Origin of the sequence: Schaalia canis, assembly GCF_003858455.1 — a bacterium.
GTDB classification, from domain to species: Bacteria; Actinomycetota; Actinomycetes; order Actinomycetales; family Actinomycetaceae; genus Pauljensenia; species Pauljensenia canis.
Genome location: NZ_RQZF01000001.1, coordinates 89,286 through 111,448, shown reverse-complemented (window position 1 = coordinate 111,448; position 22,163 = coordinate 89,286). Strand labels below are relative to the sequence as shown.

Genomic DNA, 22,163 nt, shown 5'->3' with positions numbered 1-22,163 from the left:
ATGCAAAGTTCACAGGGCACAGCTCCAGATCCCAAAGTAGCCAACGCTGAACACAGCCAGTCCTCTTCACAGGCTGACGAGAAGAAAAAGACAACGCCGTCCATCACGCGCAAACTGTGGAAAGCGTTTATCTCAGCCCCTCGCGGGATTCACGTAGTTCTCCTCATCATCTTCTTTTCCCTGGGTTTCGCACTCGCTAGCCAGGTGATTTCGCAACGCTCTGACCCTCTAGAGTCCCTCACCCAAGAAGATCTTGTTGTGCTCCTTGAAGAACTCACCTCGAAAGAAGAGTCCCTGCGCGCAGAGCGCGCACAACTGCTATCAAAGCTGTCTGAGCTTGAGAATGCAGCTACTCAACGCCAAGCCGCTCTTGACGAGGCCATTAAAGCTCGCGAACTTGCCGAAATTAATGCTGCCCTCGTTCCCGTTGAAGGGCCGGGTGTGATTATGACCGTCGTTGATTCCCAAAAAGCGCTGAGTACAACAAACTTCGTCATGGCTCTTGGTGAATTGCGCAATGCTGGTGCCGAAGCTGTCGCTTTGAACGGCGTACGACTCACCATGCGGTCTTCTTTTACCTCCGACGCCAATGGGGTCTACCTTGATGGTAAGCCTTTAGCGTCTCCCTTCCGGTGGGAGGTTATTGGCGAGCCAGACACTATCGCTACGGCTTTGGAGATCCAGGCTGGTTCAGCGGCTCAGATGCGCGCGAAAGGCGCTGATGTGACGATTCGCCGTGAGGAAGCAGTGACAATTCGTCCAGTTGCACAGCCTATCGAGCCACGCTGGGCGAAAGTGCAGTAGCCTAGTATTTCTATCTCGTTCGCACTGACGCGCAGAATAAAAAACCGTAAGCTTGAACCTGATGTCGAAGGTCACCATAGAGGGAGGAACGTGACATGGATGCGCAGCAGGAGTTTGACCCAACGGCCACTTCAGTCTTCTCACTATCAAGTCCAGAAGAAGACGTCACAGGCCCGCTACCTCTATCGGTTCGAGACCAAGAAGCAGTTAATGCCCTTCCTGAAGGCTCTGCTTTATTGATCGTCCAGCGTGGACCAAACACGGGCGCGCGGTTCCTTCTTGCTCCTGATGTCACCAACGCGGGTCGTTCGCCTAAGTCAGACATCTTCCTTGACGACGTGACCGTCTCTCGAAAGCACTGCCAGTTCCTCGCACACGAGGGGGGACACATTGTGCGCGATTCTGGTTCCCTCAATGGCACCTACGTCAATCGTGAACGTGTTGACCAGATCAAGTTGCAGGCTGGTGACGAAGTACAGATCGGAAAGTACCGTCTCACCTATCAACCCTCTCCTCACAACGCATGAGTGCCGCGCAGGATGTCAATACCCGTTCTCGGGTGATTGTTGAGGCCGGCGGAAGTAGTGAAACAGGCCCTTGGCCTCGTGGAGTCAGCCGTGATCCTTCTTTAGCGATCGGCTTCGTTGCTGAGGAACTGAAGAAAGAGTTCCCAACCTTAACGGTCTCAAAGATCCGTTTTCTTGAGACCGAGGGGTTGGTGATACCTGCTCGTACCGGCTCCGGCTACCGGAAGTATTCTCTGGCGGATATCGAGAGACTGCGTTTCATCCTAAGCCGCCAGAGGGATTCCTACCTTCCATTGCGTGTGATCGGTGATGAACTTGCAGCGTTGGATGCTGGCCATGATATTGAGGTGGCTCCTGTCGCGAGAGTTGTCACCTCTGATGGAAAAGTCGTCACGCCTCAAAACCGCGCCTATATTCCCGCTCGTGATCTGTCCGACTTGACTGGAGCGGATCACGAATCCCTTGAGGAATACACTCGCCTGGGCCTCATTACCCCCGACATGGCAGGGTATTTCCCAACCCGTAGCGTGCATGTTGTTGCTCTGATCCGCCAGCTTGAGGCTGAGGGCGTTGACCTACGTTTGCTACGCAGCGTTCGCCACTCAGCCGAGCGTGCCGCCGATATGGTGGATCAGCTCGTTGATTCTCAGCGTGCGCGAGGGAGAAGCGGAGATAAAGAAAAAGCCGCCGCACGGGCAACTGATTTAGGCGAGCTCTTTGCACACCTGCATCGTGAGATGTTGCGCACAGCGCTTTCAGGGCTTCAGCATTAACACCAACCTTCACTCTCAACTTGAGGTTGAGGCACGCCGTCTTAGTCGTTGACCAGAGGCCATTTCAAGCCTAGCGTTATACAAGTAGTTCTTGCCCACACGTTATCCGCAAGGAGTCGCCATGAGTGCACAGCTCGAGCATCCTGCTGCTGAGCGTCAAGCCATGCTTTTTGGCGACCCGCTCGAAGGTATTGATGACGAAGCAATGGGGTACCGAGGCCCCGTTGCTTGCTCTGCCGCTGGCATCACCTACCGTCAGCTCGATTACTGGGCGCGCACAGGTCTTCTCCAACCCTCTATTCGCGCCGCACGCGGTTCTGGCTCACAGCGTCTGTACTCCTTCAAAGACATTCTCGTACTCAAGATTGTGAAGAAACTGCTTGACGCAGGTGTCTCTTTGCAGCAAGTACGCTCAGCAGTCAGTCAGCTTCACGACCGCGGTGTTGACGATCTTGCCTCCATCACCCTCATGAGCGATGGCGCCTCGGTGTATGAGTGCACTTCCACTGACGAGGTTATTGACCTCCTTCAGGGTGGGCAGGGTGTCTTTGGCATTGCAGTTGGTCGCGTGTGGCGAGAAATTGAAGGCTCCCTGGCTGAGCTTCCGATTGAACACGCCGACGAGCCTGTCATGATCGATGAGCTCGCTGAACGTCGCAGGCTTCGCCGCTCGGTTTCCTGAATCCCATCGGAGCCTTAGCGCTCCTAAACCGCATGATGCTGCAGTGTTTCAAGCAAAGCAGCCCGCTCATTCTCGCTCCGATAGTGGTTCACGCTCAGGATCGAAACAATGAATGTTCCCAGTGCCCACACAATCAGAATGAACAGAGCGCCTGCCCACTGCCCTGCACCGTCGTGATAGTAGGCCGCCTGTAAGGCACGGACAAGTGCACCCAGAGGACTCCACCCCACCCAACTTTCTTCGCTGGCGTTTCCCTGAAAGAGTGAGCTTGTCACAAGAGGAATAAGCTGGATCGTCAGTGTCACTATGACGACCCCCGGCCCGTTCCGCCGACCGCTCACGGCCATGATCCCCTGATGGATCACCATGATGGAAATGACGCCGATCAGAACTGTCAGGATTGATGTAACTCCCGTCCACAAGGGTGCCGAACCAGCAACGTGAGGGGGCCGTACCGGCTGAATACCCCACAGCGCTAGGAGTGAAACTATCGCCAAAGCGGCACCAATGATTAAAGGTCCCCGCAAGGAATGAAGAGCAACCTGCGCGGCAGTAATCGGTCGAGTCAACTGGGTGGCGCTAAAGGGATTGGTTCGCAGGAGTACCACCGCACCTACGACCCACATCACGATCACTAAAATCGAAATCTGCGCCCCGCGTATGACCTCGCCGGAGGGAGTAGAAACACCTGCAGCTTCATTCTCATGCGCAAGCGAAACAGGGGAGAGGGCGACTGTGATGATACGTTTGCGCTCACTGGGGGAGTAATACGGGATTGATTCTTCCCCCTCTTTGAGCCCACGCGAGAGTTGCTGCGCCCCTTCATGAAGGCGCCCAAGGCCGTCGGCGGCGTCTGCGCTTCCCCCACGTAATTGTCGCGCGCCCTCGGTTAATGAGTGCGCTCCGTTCGCTGCCTCATTGGTGCCATTACGAAAGCGCTGCATGCCATCATCAAATGCTGCTGCCCCCGCAGATGCGCGGCTGAGTCCATCAGCAAGTTGGGTGGCTCCACCGAGCAGATGGGTACTGTGTACGATTTCCCCATAGCGGTTACGCCCGGTGACGCCCTGTTGCAGTTGCTCGACACCGTCGCGTAACTGCGTAATCCCTTGAGCGAGCCCCGGTTCTTTATCAGTGCCACCAACTCGATCGGCTATGAGTTCAGCTCCTTCGGCAAGCTGGCGCGTGCCCGAGCGGAGTGCATCAAGCTGAGAAAACGCCCCCTGCGGACCGTAGATAAGGCCATAGATACCGCCATGGGCATCAAGAATTTCCTGCGCCGCACGTAGACGTTCACTAAACTCGGGTGTTCCAGTCTGCGTTAAGAAGTTTTCAAGAGCCTGCCGAGACTGCTGATGCACATCAGGCAGAGTGTCGAGATAGTCATTCATTTGCCCAACAAGGGCTTTGAGTTGCGTGCAAAACTCCTGCTCATCGGCTGGACATTGATCAACGAGCTGCCGCAACGCTTCTTTAAGAGAAGCAATTGACTCTGGACTATCAACAATTCCTGCACCGGCATCAAGGGCGTCAAGAGCGGCCTGGGCCAGTGCACGGCTATGTGCGATCATCTCAACAAGGTCAATCCGTGACCCCTCATGCGCATCGGGTGGCGGGATAAGGTGACGCAAGGGATCCATGACGCTGAATATCGCTTCGACACCGTTGGCAAGTCGACGGTTTCCTTCCGCAAGTTGGCGCGTACCTTGTACGAGGCCAGGGGATTTCTCAGTTCCAAGAACCCCATCAGTAAGAGCATTAACCCCTGGCATGAGGCCCGGTTGCGTGGCGGTTCCAGTCAGTCCATCAGCAAGGTCGCTAATGCCAGCCGATAACTGCTGTGCACCGTCGCGGAGCTGCCCGATGCCTCCGTTGAGTTCGCTGCTCCCCTCCGCCAGTGCACCTGCACCGGCGTTGAGGTCTGCGACACCGGCGCTGAATTGCTCAAGTCCGTCAGTGAGTTGTTGAGCTCCTGCATGGAGCTGGCTGATGCCACGCGCAGCTTGAGCAGTACCGGATGCAAGATCTTCTGACCCTTTGATAGCCTGTTGCATTCCGTCTTTCAAGGTGTCCAAGCCGTCGTAGATGCCACCGAGCAGGTTCTCTGTCAACGTTGTCCTGAGATTGTGGCGGGCAGTCTCCTCAATATAGGAGGCCAAGGCTTGAGTGCTGCGGTTGAGGCTACTTCGGATGTGGAGTTCAATATGCGCGTGGCGGGCGCGGGTGGTGCCAAAGGTTGCGAGGTGATCAGAGAAATCTTCGGGGATAATCACCAGGGCATCAAGGGCTCCTTCATCAAAGCGGTGGGTAGCTGTGTCAATGGCGAGGAGTTCAACCGTGGCGCCGGAACGTTCTTGTGTATCAAGCAAAGCTGCGCTGAGTTGTCGTCCGAAGGGAACAAATTGGCTTTGGCCTGTGGGAAGGGTGACGGTTGCGCCCTTGTCTACGTTGACGATGCCGACGCGCAGGGTTGGCCCCACACTGTTGAGAATCAAGAGCGGCAGTAGGCAGACAATGAGGAGAGGGATGAGGAGTCGGGCGGCGCGCCCGAGTCGCCATGCGACGGGTGAGGGGCTCATACTGACACCTCCGTAGCTGACGCAGCAAGGGTGGGGGAGTGAGTGTTCTTGTGCCTATCAAGGTGGAGTATGCGAACGCTAAGGTCTGGTGGGATGTCTACTAATGGTCCAAGGAGAAGACACCCTCCTGCCCCTGCGCTTGCTGCATAGAGGGCGCGCAGTTCCTCGTCGTTGAGGGGAATGTCAACAGCCAGACAGGGCAGAGCATTGCTTTTTTGGATGTCTTTAACAACAAGATCGGCGCTGACACTGTCGTAGATAAAGCCAGCGCGGGCCCGTTTAGGGGAGTGGCTCTGCACACGCGGGTTTGCAAGATTCATTAAAAGATAGCCGCGGCGAGGTCTACTCACTCCAGCAAGAATTCTCATGACCTGCCGCGCTACTAAAGGAGGGGCATCAAAACGTACGCACTCTCCGGCATGGATGTCGAAATCTGCAAGGCGGGATGTTGTGTGGCCACGACCGTCAACGGTCAGACTGCGGGAAATCAGCAGGGGAGTGGGGGCACCTGCATGACGTGGGGTGGAAAGCTCGCTCGTGAGCGCGTCTTCAGTGTGCGCAAGGTGAGGGAGCCGATTGGCGAGGAAAGTGGGACACCACCAGGCGTACTTTCCGATAAGCATAAGGAAGGCAGGGATTGCAGTCATGCGAATAAGGAATGCATCGACTGCGACGCCCGCGGCTAGACCTACAGCAATGGGTTGGACGTAGTAGGAACCGTGGGGGATGAAACCGGCAAAGACTGCAACCATAATGAGTGCGGCCGCGGTGACAACGCTTCCAGAGTTCCTCATGCCACGAATAATGGATTGTCGCGTGTCGACCCCCTTATGCGTTTCTTCTTGGATCGCGGTGACGACGAAGACTTGGTAGTCCATGGCCAGACCGAAGAGTACGCCAACGACGATGATCGGCATGAAGCAGATGACTGCCCCTGTTTGTCCGATGAGTAGCGCGTTATTCAGGGGCTGCCAGGTGAATACGGCGGTTGTAACGCCAAAGGCTGCGCCGACAACCAAGTGCTGCGCTCAGTGGCACCCAGATCGAATGAAAGACCAGGGTGAGGATGACCAGCGCTAAGGTGACGACAACAATGCCGAAGGGGATGAGGGCATCGGTGAGCCTGTCGGTGATGTCAATTTTGGCTGCTGTCAGGCCGGTGACACGGATGTTGTCGATGCCAAATCTTGTCTGCCACTGGGGAGCTAGTGCGCGTAGCTCTTTAACCGTGTGCGCGGTGGCCGGATCCGTTGATGATGTTGTCGGAATGATGACGAGAACTCCGAGGTCAGCGTTCCTATTGGGAGTGGCGAGTTGAATAGAGGCAACGCCGGGGAGTTTTTCGACGCTGCGAGCCCAGTCATCCATTAATCCCAAGGGGTCGGTTGAATGAATAATGTCACCAACGATAAGGAGGGGTGCGTTCGCTCCTGGGCCGAATGCTTCGTTGACAGCGTCATAGGTGTCGCGAGCGTAGGTTCCAGGGGGTTCTACGCCGTTGTCAGGCAGGCTGAGGGCCAGCAGCGGTGCGGGTGATGCGAGGCCGAGGACGATGGTGAGAACACCGATGAGTGCCAGCATTGGGTGTGCAGTCACGCCTTCGGCCCAACGTTCGGGGAGGGTGCGCTGAGCGGGCTCATTAACCGTGTTGTGGCCTGGATTGAGCGCTATTCCGTCATCTGGGGTGGCACTTTCTTCAGTGTTTTCTTCTGCAGAGGTTTTCTTGCGTTTTTGAGTGGGGAGAACGCGATGTTGAAGGAGTGCCAAAAGCGCGGGTAAAGCGGTAGTGGAGCTTATGGCGGCGATAGTGACGCCCCCTGCTGCGCTCAGCCCCATTATGGTGAGGAAGGGTATGCCTGTCACAGCAAGCGCGCATAAGGCAATGATGACGGTCATTGCCGCGTAGATGACTGCCGAACCCGCCGTGGCTGTTGCTAACGAAATGGAGAGGTAACAGTCCATGCCTGCGCGCATCTGTCGTTGGTGTCGCGTGACGATGAACAAGGCGTAGTCGATGCCGACAGCGAGAGTAATCATCACCGCCAGGGTGGGTGTTGTTGTGGAGATATCCAACCAGAGCGCAGCGAGGACGATGAGCGTCACGATGCCGGCAGTACCGAGGAGTGCGCTCACGAGTGGTGTGAGTGCTGCCAGGAAACGCCGCAGTGTCACCATGAGTGCGATAAAAGCTATTCCGACACCGATAAGCTCCATCACGCTGAGAGGCACAGTTGTTGTCTGGTAGATCTGCCCTCCAGGTTGTGCGGTCAGACCTGACGGGGCGCGGGTAGCGGCTTCTTCGAGAAGGGTTTTTGCGGTTTGGTCGATGCTGTCAATAGTGAAGGGGAATTGAATATTGATGAGTGCGTGGCGTCCATCAGGCGAAATGCTTGGGGTGCGCAAATATTCCGACCACGGGTCGGTGAGTTCTGTGCCCGCAGGGAGGGTTGGGGCAATGCTCTGAAGGTAGAGCCTGATGTCGCTGCGGTATGTTTCGATGGCTGCGCCATGAGGGGCTGTCAGGAGTATGTGACCTGAGGTGCCGTTCATCTCGGGGAAACGCTGCGCCAGCACATCAAGCCCCTCTTGGGCTTGGGTTCCCGGGATGGTGAAATTATTGGAAAGATGGGGGCCAGTCCACACAATGAGAGCAGCCAGCGCGAGAAGGGTGGCCAGCCAGCCGAGCAGGACAGTTCTGGCTCTGTGAGCACAGAGCCTGCCCAGATCACTCAGCCATTGAGTCATCCTTCCATTGTGGACCTCTTAGACGCGTGATGCCAGGGATCGGGTGAGTGAATACCCAGTGGAGAGATCGGTGAGGGTGACCGTCACGATACCGTTTGCATCAACGCTGTATCGCTCTTGGCACATCACTCCAACATCCATATGACGGACAGGAATTGTCGAGAGCTCATCGGGGCTCATGCCCTGCAGCGTGGCGTCGAAGGGGAAGAGCACTTCCTCGAGTGGGAGAACCTCTCCTCGTGGGGTCCCGTCCGCATCAAGCGATGAGTATTCAATAAACCTGAAGCACCCGATGTTGTGAATCGCTTTGTAGGTGCGGGTCACTGTAGCCCCATGTGAACCTTCAATCCGCAGGTCACGGGGAAGGAGCGGGTCAAAGGAGACTTCAGCGCCAGAATGCCGTTCACGGAATACGCCGAGGCCTCGTGATAGGCGATCAACGAGGGCGTAGGGTGAATCAGGATCGCAGGCGATTGCCAGGCCAATAGCAGTCGAAGCGCCCGAGTAGGGGGAGCGGTGTACACGTCGCCCGTAGGTGCTGCGAAGAACCCGACTGACAATTGGGAGTTGTGAGGCACCACCGACGACGTAGAGGCCTGCAACGTCCTCTCCGATGTGCATGGCGTCGTCTCCATCACGGGCAAGGAGGGGTTCCATCGTGGCGAGTGTTGATTCAATGAGGGGGATGCAGCGTTCGTAGAAGTCTGCGGCCGCGATGGTGACAGGAGTGAGTTTCCAGGATTTGGGCAGCGGGACGGTGATCCACCGTGTTTGGGGGACGAGGCATTCTTTGGCGAGGCGACACTCCATCAAGAGTTCAGCCCAGTCTGCGTTCACGATGCTCTCACGAGTAGGTGCGTCTTCGTATGTCTCGCGTGCGTGATCAAGGGCGAGGAGTGCAAGAACTTCGTCGAAGTCATCGCCGCCAAGAAGATTGTCACCGTAGGAGGCGAGTACCTCATGAGAAGTGCCGTCAACGGCCACGAGGGAGGCGTCGAAGGTACCTCCACCAAGGTCATAGACAATGACGCGTGTACGTTTGGAATTGACGGTACCCCCGTGTCGGTGGGTGTACTCAAGGCCGGCTGCAGATGGCTCGTTCAGCATGAAAAGGGGGGTGAAGCCCCCCAGCCTAGCTGCTTCAAGAGTAAAGAATCTCTGGGCGGAATGGGCGTGCGCAGGAACGCCAACAACGGCCTCGAGCAGCTCAGATGCGGCAAGCGGGGCGGCTGTCGATGCGTGTCGGAGACGATCAGCGACGTAAGAAAAGAATCCGCGGAGAATATCGAGCAGAAGGAAGGAATGTCCGCCAAGTTCAACGGCGGTGGATCCACTGAGTTCAGCGGAGGAGAGCATGCGCTTCATTGAGCGTAGGACAGGCGCGCCCTGAGCGGCTGCTGTTTCAGCGTCGAAGCCGTAGACGAGTTCATCATTAGACAGAGCAACGAGAGAGGGAATGTGATCGCGCAAGTCTCCGTCGGAGTCGTGAAATGAGACCGTGGGAAAGTTTCCGCGGTCGACAATGCTGATGGCCGTGCGGGTGGTCCCAAAGTCAATACCAAGTCTCATGGTGCAACCATATCGGGTGGGGAGGAATCCTTCAGCTTATCTGACATAATGTGCATTATCGGATAATAGCGTGGGCTGTTAGATAGATCCGCTTATCCTGCATGAACATGCCCAACGGGCAGAAATTCGCTAAACTTGGCGAGTTGACCAGGCTTACCCCGTGGCACACCCTTTACTGAGACGCCTTTACAAGGAGGACATAATGGCAGATCGCGCACTCCGTGGTATGCAAATCGGCTCGAAGTCGATGGAATCCGAGGATGGTGTCGTATTCGCCGAGCGCTTCACCGTGAAGTACATGTGCCCCTCTGGCCACAGCTTCGAAATGCCGTTCGCCACAGAGGCCACTCCGCCTGCTACATGGGAATGCAAGTGCGGCAAGATGGCCGACATCGTTGGTGACGCACCTGAAGACGAAGAGCCCAAGACCGTTAAGCCCGTCCGCACACACTGGGACATGCTCTGCGAACGTCGCTCCATGGAAGAGCTTGAGCAGGTTCTCAACGAGCAGCTCACGCTTCTGCGCGAAGGCCGTCTACGCCCTGAGGGTGCCTACCGTAAGGGCTAAGGCCTCCGCGCGCCTTGAAAGACTGCCAATGGACTCCGTCATATGACGGAGCCCATTCTCATTCCTTACTCTTCTCAACGACTTCCCCGTCGCGAAGCAGCGCGGAATAGAGCAATAATTCCTGACATAATAATTCCGCCGATGAAGAGAACCGCCGTAACGTAGGCCGGCCAGTACCCCATCCATGCAGAGGGCGTGAGCGAGGTGCGCAGCGGCAAGGTGGCCACAGCAAAGTCCCCAGTTTGACGCTCTGTTCGAGCTATTACCCCACCATCTGGGCGAATCAGCACAGATTCACCAGTAGTTGACACCTGCATTGCTGAGCGCGAAAACTCCATTGCTCGGAAACGCGCCATTTGAGCCTGCTGCCCAGCTTCAGGCGAGGTACGGAAATGATAATTATTTGACGGGATGACAACGATTTGCCCGCCTGAACGAACACCTTCGGCAATCAATCCCTCATAGGCAACCTCAAAACATATGCCGGTCGCCATAGGAAGGGTCCTCCCCTCCCCCACCACAACATCCAAACGTGAAGAATTTTCAACAGCTTCCATGTCGACGCGCACCTGCGCAGCCTCAGTAGCAAGAGCTGAGATGAACTCACGGAAAGGAATGTACTCACCAAAAGGCACCGGCAGTTGTTTGCCATACAGGGGGCCAAGGCCAGGAGTCTCAGCACTACTGGGATACCACGGGCCGTAGAGATTGCGAATAACCTCTTTCTGAGGATCATATTCATTAAATCCGACGAGGATTGGCCTCTGAGCCTCCTCAACGATACCTCTGACAAGGCGCCCATTCACCTCATTCACCCGTGGATCACGATCTAAAGCGCCCTCGCCCCAGATAATCAACTCAACATCTGGGGCAGATGCCAACAAATCACGGGTGACTGCAACGTGGTTACTCGTCACCTTCCCCTCAATCGCATAGGTCTTTGCACCAGGGATCTCCACATTGCCCTGCACAATTCCCACGCTGACGGCTCCAGCCTGTTGATCGGAATAAAGCGGAAGAAACACGGGAACAACAAGAATAACGACCATGCTTCCCAGCATTGCTGGGCGTGAATACCAGCGCATCCCCTCACAATCAGGCACCAAAGCAAACGCCCATCGCAAAAGGACAGCGAGCGCCACGACCGCGGCCCCGACAAGCACTTCCCCACCCCACGGAGCCAAATGTCCAAGGGGAGAATCCACCTGTGGATAGGCTACCTTTCCCCAGGGAAAGCCCGTAAAAGGCGTCATACTCCGCAGGCTCTCAACCCCTATCCACGCAATGACATTCACCGCAATTGCGCCCCTAAGTTGCCGCGCCCATCGCCACATCTGGAAAATGCGTAAACTCAGCCCCCACAGCATCCACCACAGGATCTGCGTCAACGCCAGCATGACCCACGGCAGCCATCCGCCCGAGGCAATCGTCGCCCAATGGACGTGAGGTAGCCAAAAAGCCGCACCAAAAAGGCCCGCATAGAACACCGCTCCCCAGGCACGACTGTGGTCAACAACAGCGATAATGAGCGCTAGAGAGACGATTGCTGCGTACCAGGCACCAACATCAGGAAAAGCTGCCCACATTAATCCGCCAGCCACAATGGAACGCACACTATTCCACAAAAAAGAGGAAATACCCGTGCGAGCGCCTCGCTTATTGTTCTTCACTTGGGACCGCTGCTCGGAAGCTCGTGGTTGACGGCTCATACGCCCGACCATGCCACGACTCCGCGCATAATAAGGTCGCGGGCTTTGTGTGCGCGCTCTTCAAGTTCCGCATCCCCAATAAAGCGCAGTTGATCAAGAAGATCACACACCTGACGCACCCAGCGGACAAAATCACCACCCTGAAGATCGCTGCCTTCCAGCGCCGTCGAAAGCGATGCGCCTGAGGCCCACGCGTAAATTGGCGCCATCAAGCCAGCCTCTAAAGGCGCTGTTGGCTGTGCCCCTGCCTTTTTCTCTGCATCATTGACCTCCATTTGGGCTGCAAGGGAGGCATCCCACGCTCGAAGGAGCCTTTGATCCGGGCTAGTGGGAACGATCTGCGTACCATCATCCGTACGGGCCTCATACACAAAAGCTGAAGCAATCGCAGCAAGCTCAGCAGGAGCGCACTCAGCCCACGCCCCCTTCCGAATCGCTTGCGCAATGACAAGATCACGTTCTCCAAAGATGCGGCGTAGCTTCTCCCCCTCAGTGGTGACGGTATCTCCGCTAAGAAAACCGAGGGTCTCAAGGACCTGGCACACCTTGTCAAAAGATTTCGCCACTGAATTGGTCCGACCATCAATTGAACGCATCAAACGCTCATACTCGCGTTTCTGGCGCGCCCACGCGTGCCCTGCAGCAGCGTGAGATTCTCGCTGAGGACACTGATGAACAGGGTGTTGACGCAAAGCACGTTCAAGATGACTGAGCTCATCTGCGACGTCACTCTGTTTCCCCGGCACTGCCAAAGATCCCGCACTCACCAAATCACGCAGTGTCGCCCCAATAAGAGCGCGTTCCTTTGCCTTGCGAAGCTGCACGGGGTTAACCGGAATATTGCCACTAATCGTCAGGCCACCAGCAACGTCCTCGACACCCATATGATGCCAACGCCCATCGGTCCCAATCACCTGCACCCCATACTGACGCGTATTCGCACCGATAGGATCAATCACCACAGCGTGCTGAATCTTACGGCCCTTTCGATAGGACACAACATCGCCACGACGAGCATCATGCAGAATACGGGCGGCCTCGTTCCTCCTGGCCAATGCAGCCTCCCGTTTGGCTTCCTTCTGCTTTCGGGAAATCTCATCCCGAAGAGCAAAATACTCACCCGCGTCGCCTCGGTCGCACTCAAGGGTGCCTGCCAGTTCATCCATGGTGCGTTTAACGTGCTTCGCGCTCTGAGCAAGCTGCACCACCGCTCCGTCAGCCTGATACTGAGCAAAAGAGGTCTCAAGAACCTCACGAGTCACTGCTCGCGTCGAATGACTCAGCAGATTCACCACCATGTTGTATGTCGGGTGGAAGGCTGAGATCAACGGATAGGTACGTTTCGAGGCCAAAGCCGACACTTCCTCGGGCGCCACCTTGCCTTTGTGAAGAACCACGGCATGCCCTTCGGTGTCAATGCCACGCCGACCCGCGCGCCCCGAGAGCTGGGTGTATTCGCCAGCAGACAGGGGCACATGAGCTGAACCGTCCCATTTCTGCAAGGACTCAATGACCACTGTGCGTGCGGGCATATTAATCCCCAAAGCCAGAGTCTCCGTGGCATACACGATTTTCACAAGCCCCTGGGTGAAGAGCTTTTCCACCGTTTCTTTCATGACAGGCAACATGCCCGCATGGTGTGCAGCAATCCCCCGTTCAAGAGCCCGAGCCCATCGGTCAACGCCCAGAACCCCATGATCCTCTACGGGAATCAGGGCACTCGCAGCCTCAACCTCCTGACGGATTGTTCGTGCCTGAGTAGATGAGGTCAAAACAATGCCAGAGGCAAGCATGGCTCGGACTGCATCTTCACAACCTGCACGCGAGAAAATGAAGACAATGGCAGGTAAAAGCCCTGCGCGTTCAAGCGTGATGGCCACCGACGGACGGGACTCAAAGCGCCGCGCAACCTGGGCGTTGGCCTCGTCGCGCCCCTTTCGCGCAAAGGTTGAACGGCCGCGCATCCGCCCTCCCCCCACAGCACGCGAGCCTCGTCCGTTGAAAACGGCGCTAAGAAGCTCAGGGTTGAGGCGACCAGGTGATGCCTTCCCGTCCTTCGTTGGCGAATACAAATCGTAAAGCTCACCACCAGCGATCATGTGCTGATACAGGGGAACAGGGCGTTTTTCTGAGACGATAATCCGACACGAGCCGCGCACTTCCCTCATCCACGCGCCAAACTCTTCCGCATTGGACACGGTTGCCGACAGACCGACAATGGCAACATGCGCCGGTAGGTGGATAATGACTTCCTCCCAGACGGGACCACGGAACTTATCGGCCAGGTAATGCACTTCGTCGAGGACAACGTAAGCAAGGGCGGAAAGATCTGTGCCTGCATAGATCATGTTGCGCAAGACCTCGGTGGTCATCACAACAATCGGAGCTCCGGGATTGATCGAGGTGTCTCCCGTTAAGAGGCCAACCGCCCCTTCACCAAAGCGCTCTTTAAGGTCAGCAAACTTCTGATTCGACAGGGCCTTGATGGGGGTGGTGTAAAAGGCGCGGCGCCCGTGGGCCACCGCCAAATGCGTGACGAACTCTCCCACCACGGTCTTGCCCGCGCCCGTGGGTGCGGCAACAAGGACAGACTCCCCTTCCTCAAGGGCCTCCATCGCCTCAACTTGGAAAGAGTCGGGTCGAAAACCCAGGGAGTCGATGAAGGTCGCACGCTCAGAGGCATCAAAACGCCGCTGGTCTCGGAAGGCTTGGAAACGTTCGGCGGCGCTTAAAGGAAGGTCAGCGGATGGTGCCTCCTGGGCGTCCTTCTTCCGGTGACGTTTGCGTGCTGGACTCATATCTCCAGGGTACCGTCTGCGGGGCCCGCGACAGAGTCCCAAGTGCGCAGAACCGCTTGAGCATGTTCGGTTATTTCCTCTGCCAATTCTTGATCGCTCAAGGAAACGATTGACGAGGCCACCCGCGTCAATAGGTCACGCACCCACTGTCTGTCCCAGATGGGTAGCTCAATAGTGACCGTCTCATGTGTGACCGCCAGAATACGGCTGGCGTATGCCTCCCCCACCCACTGGGCGTCCTTCATGAGCATAACCCGCACAGTCGAGGATTCCTCGCGTTGAAGAGAGCGCAGAGACGGATTGAAAGTCTCCCCCGTGATCTTGAGATTCTCCATGCGATCAAGAATGAAAAGACGTTGAGCGTTGGCGCTGTGGCACCATGCATGAAGCTGCCAGCCCGAGGGCCCCTGTTCGAGGGCAAGGGGCTCAACACTGCGTTCAGAACGCATGTGATTGTGGGCGGTGTAGGTGAAAGACACGACATGGTGACTGCTCATTGCCTGCCGTAGAGTACGCAGCGTTTCTCGCGCGTCGACACGGGGGATGTCAACGATGTTTTCGTGAAGGTGAGCGCGGTTGGCGCTCAACGCATCAAGGGCAAGAACAGTGGGAGGAATAGCCTGCTGGTCTTCTTCAGTCAAAAGAGGGGCAACCGCACGCAAGCCGACCACAATGGTCGCTACTTCCTCGTCGGTGAAGGAAGGGGGTAAGTCAAGACCACGGGTTGAACGCACAGAAATAGGGGTAGCAAGCCTTTCAGCGCTACTGGTTCCCTTCTCAGGTTCAAACCAACTGAGTTCAAAAGATTCTCCCGGCAAAGAATCACGAAAAACAGTGAGCTGCCGAAGATCATTCTCAATCTGCCTCAGGTTTCGCCCAAAGTGGTCAGCGAGTTCACCAACCGTAGTGCGACGCTGCGGTTGGCGCCCAATCCAGGCAACCATTGACAGATAGCGGGCAATCGCATGGGAAGCATGTTCAGGCATGGGCGTGTTCCTCCTTTGCCACGACAGCGAAGTTTTGCCCGTCCTGTGTCATCGTCGCTTTCGTGGCGATAGACAGTTGCTCGCGAAGAGCCCTGACGAAAGCAACAGGTTCACGTGGGATTAGATCTTCGCCATGCGAAATCAGACGTTGCGCCCATACACCCCACTCTTCCCGACGCCCTCGCACCGCCTTCCAGCCATCCGGAGCATGTCCATCAGCGACTACTTCACACTCTCTTAGGAAAGGAATAGTCGAGCCGACGCGCTGCCATAGAAGCGGCTCGCAGGCAAAGTCATCGAAAGGGTTTGTCAACGAGGGAGGGGCAGGGTCAGCGTCACCTGCTTCACCAACAAGTTCAACCGGTGGTTCGATTCGACTGAGTTTAAAGAGGCGATCGTCTTGACGGTCATGGTCCCAACCCCACAGGTAGATACTGCGTCCACGAATAATGAGGTTCCACGGGTCCATTCCGCGTTCCATCCGACCACTCGATGAGGTGTAGGTGAAGGTAATGGGCTGACGACGTGTAATGGCGGCAAGAATTGTTGACAGTTCCGGTGATCCTTCAATACCACCGATCACGGTCGACGATGAGGACGCAGGCGCCTCGGCCTCGCTGCTGGCACGTAATTTAGTTTCAGCAACCGCTGGGTCAGCAACCGCATTACCTTCCCACGCGTCAAAGGCCATACGAATAAGAGTCATTTGTTGGCCGGTGAACTCTATGGCCGTCCCAGGAGCGACGCTATCTGGTGCGATACGAATGCGGCCACGCTGATCGGGGTCCGGCTCTTCGTCGAAACGAACGCCAATAGCGCTGAGAGCATCAAAGTCACGCTTTTGGGTCTCTTGTAGGGCCTTATCGTCAAGGCCTGCATATCCTGGGATCTCACGAGCCAATTCGGCCCGGGTCATACCCTTGCGCGATTCATAGAGGGCGAAGAAGAGTTCAAGAGCCCGAATATTCGTTGATGTCGACGCGCCGCCGTTTCGTGCCATGAAGACAACTGTAGAAGAGTAATTCTCTTTCAGTGCTACGAAACGGCGGCCAAGCTCAGGAGAGAACCACAGTCCTTTTCTTTCTCAGGACAATCACTCGTAGCAGGCGTTCGTCACTGCGGCTTTAACGTCGGGTTCTTGTGCAAGCAGTCCTGGAATTGTCTGGTAGAAATCGGCCATTTGTTCCCACAGGGCCAGATCCTGCGGCCCGCCGTAGCTGCCGTCCTCTCGGGCAAAAAGTGTCGTTGTGGCCTTAAGGACCGCGCGGGCTCCCTCAACCTGCGCAGCCTCGGTTAGGCCCGTGTCGCGACGTTGAGTGGCCTCAATCGCCAACTGTGGCTGTTCAACGGCCCGACGAATACCTGCAGCGGTTCCTTCCACAACCTGGCAGGCAATCTCCTGATGTTCGTCGAACCATTCGCGACGTGTCACCAAGGAAGCAGAGACAAGGGGAAGATCGCCATCCACGGGAAGGGTCCGCACCTTCATACCAGCTGCTGAAAAACGCACTGGCTCGTTGTTGGTGAAGGCAACAATGGCGTCAACCTGTTTGCCAGCTAATGCAGCCTGTTGCGTGTAGCCGATTGAGACCACATCGATGTCATCGATGCTCATGCTGGCGTTACGCAAGATAGCGAGCAATCCAAACCATGACGAGCCGTACTCGCCCGGGACTCCAACTTTCTTGCCTTTCAGATCTTTGACGGTCGAAATCGGTGATTCTTCAGGGACAACGATCGTCACCGGATATCGCTGGTAGTAGGTTCCAACGGAGACAAGATCCATGCCCTGCTCGCGTGCTTGGTAAAGCTCATCACCCGATGCGAGAACCATGTCCTCTTCTCCGGCCATAAGGGCGGTAAAAAGACCTTCGTCTCCGCCATGATGGCGCACCGTCATATTCAGGCCTGCGGCCCTGTAAATCCCTTCATCTTCGGCAACGTACACGGGAGAAAATTGCACATTGGGGATATACGTTAGCCCCAGGGTCACACCGTTGCCGTCGCGCGATGTCGGTGCGCTGGCATGCGCAGTCGTGTCAGTCCCTGACGGCGTTGCATCTACGTTCGTCGTATTGGTGCATGCGGCGATGACGAGGGCAATGCTGCAAGCAAGCCCGGCAACGGTCAAGCGTCCGATTGTACGTGCCATAGTTTTATCCTTCCTCAAGGTAGCGGGACTCGATGTAGCGAATACTCTGGTAAATACTGACCGAAAGCACACACAACAGAGCGATCGTGGCAAACATGCCAGCAGTATCCAAATTATTGCGACTTTGAACAAGAAGCTGGCCCAGTCCGTCTCCGCCCATCACCATCTCTCCAACAATGGCACCCGTGATCGAGAGGGTGAAGCCATTACGCATGCCTGCCAGAATGGACGGAGCCGCAAGAGGAAGTTCCATACGCGCAAGCATCACCCATCCTGATGCGCCATCAAGAGAGGCTGCTTCAAGAACCTCACGATCAAGGGTTCGCAACCCCACCACGGTCGAAATAAGAATGGGGAAGAACACAATGAGGGCACACAGCAAGGCGATAGCAAAAGTACCGTATCCAACCCACAGAACAAGCAGTGGAGCCAGAGCAATAGCCGGGAGGGACTGTGTTGCTCCAAGGAAAGGCTCGACCGCTGCACGCACCAGACAGTTACGGTAGATCAGGTAAGCGGTTGGGAAAGCGATCGCCGCTCCAATGAAAGATCCAAGTGCCGCTTCTGCCGCCGTGACAGCAAGATGCCTCCATACTCCCGGTGTTGTGAGCATCGTGAGGAAACGTTCACTCACTATCCACGGCGAGGGCAAGCGCCATTCTTCAACGGTGCGCGCTGCCGAGACCGTCCAAGCAGCCAGCAGGGACGTCAAGAGAATGAGGGGTGCTGCAACGGTCATCCAGGATCGTTGAGCCACTCGAGTCGCCACGGTAACCTTCCTTGGCCCCGGGGCGTGCACAAACGACGGGTAACAGTGACAACACTGCTACCACTCGCGTTCCTCCCATCCGGACTTTAACCGTCGGTGCTGGAATTTCACCAGCTCAACCGCACAATGTTGCACGGGTCGCGGACTATCACCGCCGGTTCGGACTTTCACCGACCCCGGAACGTTCCTCTATTGTGCCACGAAAAGGGACATTGAGACAGAAAAGCGAGGATCAACGCATCGTGACGTTCATCCCCGTTTTCCCTGTAAGAGCGGATGCCCTTGTTTAGTGGCAGTGCTTGAGGGCAAGCTCGCGGAGAGCTTCGACCTCGGCATAGGCATCCTCGGCCTTGAAAACAGCAGAGCCGGCAACGAAGTTATCTGCGCCAGCCTCAGCAGCGAGCTCAATTGTCGCGCGCGAAATACCACCATCGACCTGGATGGATACCTCCAGGCCGGAGGCATTGATGGCTTCACGGGTACGACGAATTTTTGGGATCATCGAGTCGATAAAGGATTGTCCGCCAAAGCCGGGCTCGACAGTCATGACCAGGATCATGTCGAACTCGGAAAGAATGTCAACGAAGGGGGCAATGTCGGTGGCGGGACGCAGGGCGAGGCCAGCGCGCGCACCTTTTGCGTGCAACTCGCGGGCAAGTCTGAGGGGTGCGGTGGCCGCTTCAGCGTGGAAAGTCACCGATGCACACCCTGCTTCAGCGTAGGCGGGAGCCCAACGGTCGGGATCTTCGATCATAAGGTGGGCGTCAACAGGAAGAATCCCCGACTGAACGACGGATTCAACAACTGGTAGCCCCCACGACAGGTTGGGCACGAAATGGTTATCCATCACGTCCACATGCGCCAGATCCGCGCTCTCAATGAGCCGAAGCTGACCGCGCAAGTCACCGATATCGCAGTTGAGGATGGAGGGGGAAATAGTGGGCTTCATCGATCGAATCCTTGGTGAGTATCAACATTGACGTATGTTGCAATTCTACGTCACTGCCGATCAGGGTTTCCTGGGCCTTTTAGCGCCTATGCCTTCTTACGCAGCACCGCTATGAACATCAGGTCGGTGCCGTGCCGGTGCTGCCACAGTTGAAGAGTGCGCCCCTGTCCCCCACCGGTTACCTGACCGGCTTGCTCGGGGATATCAAGAGGGACGGGTACACAATCCTGAGCAATCTCTACGGTGTCAAGGAGTTCAACATCGCCTGCCGCTAGGCGAGCCTCCACCTGTTCGCGGGTTTCAGCAAGATGCGGGGAACAGGTCACATAGGTAATGATTCCACCAGGCCGGGTCAAGGCACAGGCGCGTTCTAACAGGTCACGCTGCAAAGGCAGCAGTTCTGCCAGATTCTCCGTGTCTTTACGCCAACGTGATTCTGGACGGCGACGCATTGAGCCCATACCCGTACATGGCACATCAACAATCACACGATCGAAGGATGCCAAGGGGTAGGAGGTGTTGGCTCCTCCCAGAGTCCGACCATCCCCCGAGATCACGCTGACATTGCTCAAAGCCCTGCTGGCACGTTCAACAAGGCGTGCACGATGCGAGTGCATTTCATTGGCCAGTAAGTGCGCGCCCCTTTCAGCACCAATGGCGGCCAAAAGCGTGGCCTTACCTCCCGGGCCCGCGCACAGATCAAGCCAGCGTTCGTCGGTGCCCTCAATCGGAGCCCCAGCAGCAATGAAAGCAGCCAGTTGAGATCCCTCATCCTGCGCACCGGCTAAACCCTGACGGACTGAGGGAAGTTGCGCCGGATCACCCGACTCAATGAGGACTGCCGCTTCAGAGACATCTCCAGGTGCGACGCGGGTACGAAGAATCTCTTCAGCCTCGTCAGCTAAATCGGCGGGGTGAATAAGGCCGGGGCGGGCAACAAGAGTAACGATTGGTGCCACATTGTCGGCGGCAAGGAGTTCTTCAAGCTCAGCAGCGTCGTAGCCATGTCCGTCAAGGGCGTCGCGGAAGGCACGCACCATCCACTCCGGGTGGGCGTACTCAATGGCAAGGCGCTCATCGTGGGGTAGTTCGGCCATGGCATCGCGCAAGGCATCCTCGCCGGTTCGTTGGATGGAACGCAGCACCGCGTTGACCATTTTCGAGGGGCCCTCGGTGACGAGATGGCGGGCAAGATCAACGGTAGAGGCAATCGCAGCGTGGTCGGGCACGCGCATGGCAAGCATTTGGTGGACACCCATGCGCAAAAGATTCCGAACTGGAGCGTCAATATCTGCCAGTGGGCGCGAAAGATGGCGGGCAATCACCCAATCCCATGTGCCCTGGTGGCGGAGGGTGCCATAGACGATTTCAGAGGCGAAAGCGGCATCGCGTGCGTCGAATCCTCGGTAATCTTCACGTGCTTGGCGCAAAGACTTCGGCAGAACGAGGTTAGCGTAGGCGCCTTCTTCATTGACCTGTTCAAGGACCGTGTAGGCAACCATGCGAGCCGGGTCAATGTCCCTAAGGGAGCGGTAACCGTCGGCGTAACGATGTGTTGCCATTACTCGCCCTCTCCTACGTGCTGGTTGGATGCTCCCAATCGGGTGCCAGGTTCAAGGCGTGCGCCGCGCGCCCACGCATCTGCAAACATCCACCCCTTGCCGGCTGGAGCCACCTGCCCCAGTCGCAGCCACGTATCCGAGCAGGCAACGTAGACATCTTTTCGACCGACGTGAACTGTGCCGGGCTCAGCAGCCTGAGGAAGATCTGCAGGTTCCTCTTCCGTTTCAAGACAGCGCGCGTGAACGAGCTTCATCCGACGCCCGTCTGGAAGTAGTGTCCACGCTCCTGGGTTGGAAGTGAATGCGCGAATATGCTGCACCGTCTGCGCTGCAGTCCGATCAAAGCCAATGAAGCCTTCTGCGGGGGTCAGACGCGGAGCAAGGGTCACGTTCTCAGCATTCTCACCCTCATCTTGAGGGATAGCAACAGCAGTACCAGCATCCATTGCGTCAAGAAGCTCAACCATCTGGCGGCCTCCAGCGATAGACATGCGCTCAAGCAATTCGTCGGAAGTATCGTCACCAATAACGTAGGGTTCACGCGAGAAGACCGGGCCGGTATCCAAGCCAGCTTCAAGTTGGAAGATGCACGCGGCAGTCTCATGGTCCCCCGCCATAATCGCCCGTTGAGCAGGAGCCGCACCCCGCCATCGAGGTAGATCAGAAAAGTGAAGGTTGACCCACCCTCGGGGAAGCATGTCAAGAACGTGCTGAGGGATCAGGGCCCCATAAGCGACAACGACTCCAAGTTCAGCATTGATTGCTGCGATAGCCTCCACTGTTTCGGCATCTCGCATGTGGGAGGCCTCGATAATCGGAATATCATGCATCTGAGCAAGCTGTGCCACCGGAGAAGGCACCAGTTTGCGTCCTCGTCCCACTCGGGCAGGTGGACGGGTAATCACGGCGGCTACCTCATGGGAAGAGTCAAGCAAGGTAGCCAAAACGGGGACAGCAGTGGTAGGAGTACCAGCAAAAATAATGCGCACGC

At 56.6% G+C, this 22,163-nt stretch carries 18 protein-coding genes and 1 riboswitch; of the genes, 5 read left to right on the top strand and 13 right to left on the bottom strand.

Annotated features, from left to right (window positions below; translation table 11 throughout):
- From EII11_RS00485 to EII11_RS00470, 4 genes are all read left to right on the top strand, one after another.
- Entirely contained in the window at positions 1–804 is an 804-nt protein-coding gene (locus EII11_RS00485; RefSeq protein ID WP_124867525.1) for a DUF881 domain-containing protein, read from the top strand.
- 95 nt (positions 805–899) lie between these two features.
- Entirely contained in the window at positions 900–1,331 is a 432-nt protein-coding gene (locus EII11_RS00480; protein ID WP_124867523.1) for an FHA domain-containing protein, read from the top strand.
- Complete coding sequence (gene ftsR / locus EII11_RS00475) at positions 1,328–2,104, top strand: transcriptional regulator FtsR (RefSeq protein WP_124867521.1); 777 nt, start codon at positions 1,328–1,330, stop codon at positions 2,102–2,104. The genes EII11_RS00480 and ftsR overlap by 4 nt, the downstream gene beginning before the upstream one ends.
- Before the next feature lie 121 nt (positions 2,105–2,225).
- Positions 2,226–2,786 (top strand): MerR family transcriptional regulator, encoded by a 561-nt coding sequence (locus tag EII11_RS00470; protein WP_205649182.1) that lies wholly within the window; start codon positions 2,226–2,228, stop codon positions 2,784–2,786.
- Positions 2,787–2,809: 23 nt separating this feature from the next.
- On the opposite strand, the gene EII11_RS00465 is transcribed toward EII11_RS00470, so the two are convergent.
- Genes EII11_RS00465 through EII11_RS00450 form a run of 4 tightly spaced genes read right to left on the bottom strand, consistent with a single transcriptional unit; the run spans position 2,810 to position 9,679 of the window.
- A complete protein-coding gene (locus EII11_RS00465; RefSeq protein ID WP_124867519.1) occupies positions 2,810–5,365 on the bottom strand; it encodes a YhgE/Pip domain-containing protein in 2,556 nt (851 codons plus the stop codon).
- Positions 5,362–6,384 (bottom strand): MMPL family transporter, encoded by a 1,023-nt coding sequence (locus tag EII11_RS00460; RefSeq protein WP_124867517.1) that lies wholly within the window; start codon positions 6,382–6,384, stop codon positions 5,362–5,364. Before EII11_RS00460 ends, EII11_RS00465 begins: the two co-directional genes overlap by 4 nt.
- Positions 6,323–8,110, bottom strand: a complete 1,788-nt coding sequence (locus EII11_RS00455; protein ID WP_124867515.1) for an MMPL family transporter — start codon at positions 8,108–8,110, stop codon at positions 6,323–6,325. The genes EII11_RS00460 and EII11_RS00455 overlap by 62 nt, the downstream gene beginning before the upstream one ends.
- An 18-nt stretch (positions 8,111–8,128) precedes the next feature.
- Positions 8,129–9,679 carry an Hsp70 family protein gene (locus tag EII11_RS00450; RefSeq protein ID WP_124867513.1) on the bottom strand — a complete coding sequence of 517 codons (1,551 nt, stop codon included), beginning with the start codon at positions 9,677–9,679 and terminating at the stop codon, positions 8,129–8,131.
- A gap of 202 nt (positions 9,680–9,881) precedes the next feature.
- On the opposite strand from EII11_RS00450, the gene EII11_RS00445 reads away from it, so the two are divergent.
- A complete protein-coding gene (locus tag EII11_RS00445) occupies positions 9,882–10,247 on the top strand; it encodes an RNA polymerase-binding protein RbpA (protein WP_124867511.1) in 366 nt (121 codons plus the stop codon).
- 74 nt (positions 10,248–10,321) lie between these two features.
- Here the strand turns inward: EII11_RS00445 and lnt are convergent, their stop codons facing one another.
- The 9 genes from lnt to fmt form a co-directional block, all read right to left on the bottom strand.
- Positions 10,322–11,956, bottom strand: a complete 1,635-nt coding sequence (gene lnt / locus EII11_RS00440) for an apolipoprotein N-acyltransferase (protein WP_165867012.1) — start codon at positions 11,954–11,956, stop codon at positions 10,322–10,324.
- Positions 11,953–14,754 carry a DEAD/DEAH box helicase gene (locus EII11_RS00435; protein ID WP_124867508.1) on the bottom strand — a complete coding sequence of 934 codons (2,802 nt, stop codon included), beginning with the start codon at positions 14,752–14,754 and terminating at the stop codon, positions 11,953–11,955. Before EII11_RS00435 ends, lnt begins: the two co-directional genes overlap by 4 nt.
- Positions 14,751–15,740 (bottom strand): helix-turn-helix transcriptional regulator, encoded by a 990-nt coding sequence (locus tag EII11_RS00430; protein ID WP_124867506.1) that lies wholly within the window; start codon positions 15,738–15,740, stop codon positions 14,751–14,753. Before EII11_RS00430 ends, EII11_RS00435 begins: the two co-directional genes overlap by 4 nt.
- Entirely contained in the window at positions 15,733–16,740 is a 1,008-nt protein-coding gene (locus EII11_RS00425) for a helix-turn-helix transcriptional regulator (protein ID WP_124867504.1), read from the bottom strand. The genes EII11_RS00430 and EII11_RS00425 overlap by 8 nt, the downstream gene beginning before the upstream one ends.
- Before the next feature lie 93 nt (positions 16,741–16,833).
- Positions 16,834–17,892 (bottom strand): ABC transporter substrate-binding protein, encoded by a 1,059-nt coding sequence (locus EII11_RS00420; RefSeq protein ID WP_124867502.1) that lies wholly within the window; start codon positions 17,890–17,892, stop codon positions 16,834–16,836.
- Between the two features lie 4 nt (positions 17,893–17,896).
- Complete coding sequence (locus tag EII11_RS00415; protein ID WP_124867500.1) at positions 17,897–18,661, bottom strand: ABC transporter permease; 765 nt, start codon at positions 18,659–18,661, stop codon at positions 17,897–17,899.
- Between the two features lie 63 nt (positions 18,662–18,724).
- Positions 18,725–18,849: riboswitch (FMN riboswitch) on the bottom strand.
- Positions 18,850–18,947: 98 nt separating this feature from the next.
- Entirely contained in the window at positions 18,948–19,610 is a 663-nt protein-coding gene (rpe, locus tag EII11_RS00410; protein ID WP_124867498.1) for a ribulose-phosphate 3-epimerase, read from the bottom strand.
- An 86-nt stretch (positions 19,611–19,696) separates the two neighbouring features.
- The gene (locus EII11_RS00405) at positions 19,697–21,172 is read right to left on the bottom strand and encodes a transcription antitermination factor NusB (RefSeq protein ID WP_124867495.1); all 1,476 of its coding nucleotides are present in this window, start codon (positions 21,170–21,172) and stop codon (positions 19,697–19,699) included.
- A complete protein-coding gene (gene fmt, locus EII11_RS00400; protein WP_124867493.1) occupies positions 21,172–22,161 on the bottom strand; it encodes a methionyl-tRNA formyltransferase in 990 nt (329 codons plus the stop codon). The genes EII11_RS00405 and fmt overlap by 1 nt, the downstream gene beginning before the upstream one ends.
- Positions 22,162–22,163 lie beyond the last annotated feature (2 nt).

Excerpts from the sequence above, each read along its gene's own strand:
- EII11_RS00470 (WP_205649182.1), top strand. The coding sequence starts at position 2,226 with ATGAGTGCACAGCTCGAGCATCCTGCTGCTGAGCGTCAAGCCATGCTT.
- EII11_RS00455 (WP_124867515.1), bottom strand. The coding sequence starts at position 8,110 with ATGACTCAATGGCTGAGTGATCTGGGCAGGCTCTGTGCTCACAGAGCC.
- EII11_RS00480 (WP_124867523.1), top strand. The coding sequence starts at position 900 with ATGGATGCGCAGCAGGAGTTTGACCCAACGGCCACTTCAGTCTTCTCA.
- lnt (WP_165867012.1), bottom strand. The coding sequence starts at position 11,956 with ATGAGCCGTCAACCACGAGCTTCCGAGCAGCGGTCCCAAGTGAAGAAC.
- ftsR (WP_124867521.1), top strand. The coding sequence starts at position 1,328 with ATGAGTGCCGCGCAGGATGTCAATACCCGTTCTCGGGTGATTGTTGAG.
- EII11_RS00465 (WP_124867519.1), bottom strand. The coding sequence starts at position 5,365 with ATGAGCCCCTCACCCGTCGCATGGCGACTCGGGCGCGCCGCCCGACTC.
- EII11_RS00485 (WP_124867525.1), top strand. The coding sequence starts at position 1 with ATGCAAAGTTCACAGGGCACAGCTCCAGATCCCAAAGTAGCCAACGCT.
- EII11_RS00420 (WP_124867502.1), bottom strand. The coding sequence starts at position 17,892 with ATGGCACGTACAATCGGACGCTTGACCGTTGCCGGGCTTGCTTGCAGC.
- EII11_RS00445 (WP_124867511.1), top strand. The coding sequence starts at position 9,882 with ATGGCAGATCGCGCACTCCGTGGTATGCAAATCGGCTCGAAGTCGATG.
- EII11_RS00430 (WP_124867506.1), bottom strand. The coding sequence starts at position 15,740 with ATGCCTGAACATGCTTCCCATGCGATTGCCCGCTATCTGTCAATGGTT.
- EII11_RS00405 (WP_124867495.1), bottom strand. The coding sequence starts at position 21,172 with ATGGCAACACATCGTTACGCCGACGGTTACCGCTCCCTTAGGGACATT.
- EII11_RS00425 (WP_124867504.1), bottom strand. The coding sequence starts at position 16,740 with ATGGCACGAAACGGCGGCGCGTCGACATCAACGAATATTCGGGCTCTT.
- EII11_RS00450 (WP_124867513.1), bottom strand. The coding sequence starts at position 9,679 with ATGAGACTTGGTATTGACTTTGGGACCACCCGCACGGCCATCAGCATT.
- rpe (WP_124867498.1), bottom strand. The coding sequence starts at position 19,610 with ATGAAGCCCACTATTTCCCCCTCCATCCTCAACTGCGATATCGGTGAC.
- EII11_RS00435 (WP_124867508.1), bottom strand. The coding sequence starts at position 14,754 with ATGAGTCCAGCACGCAAACGTCACCGGAAGAAGGACGCCCAGGAGGCA.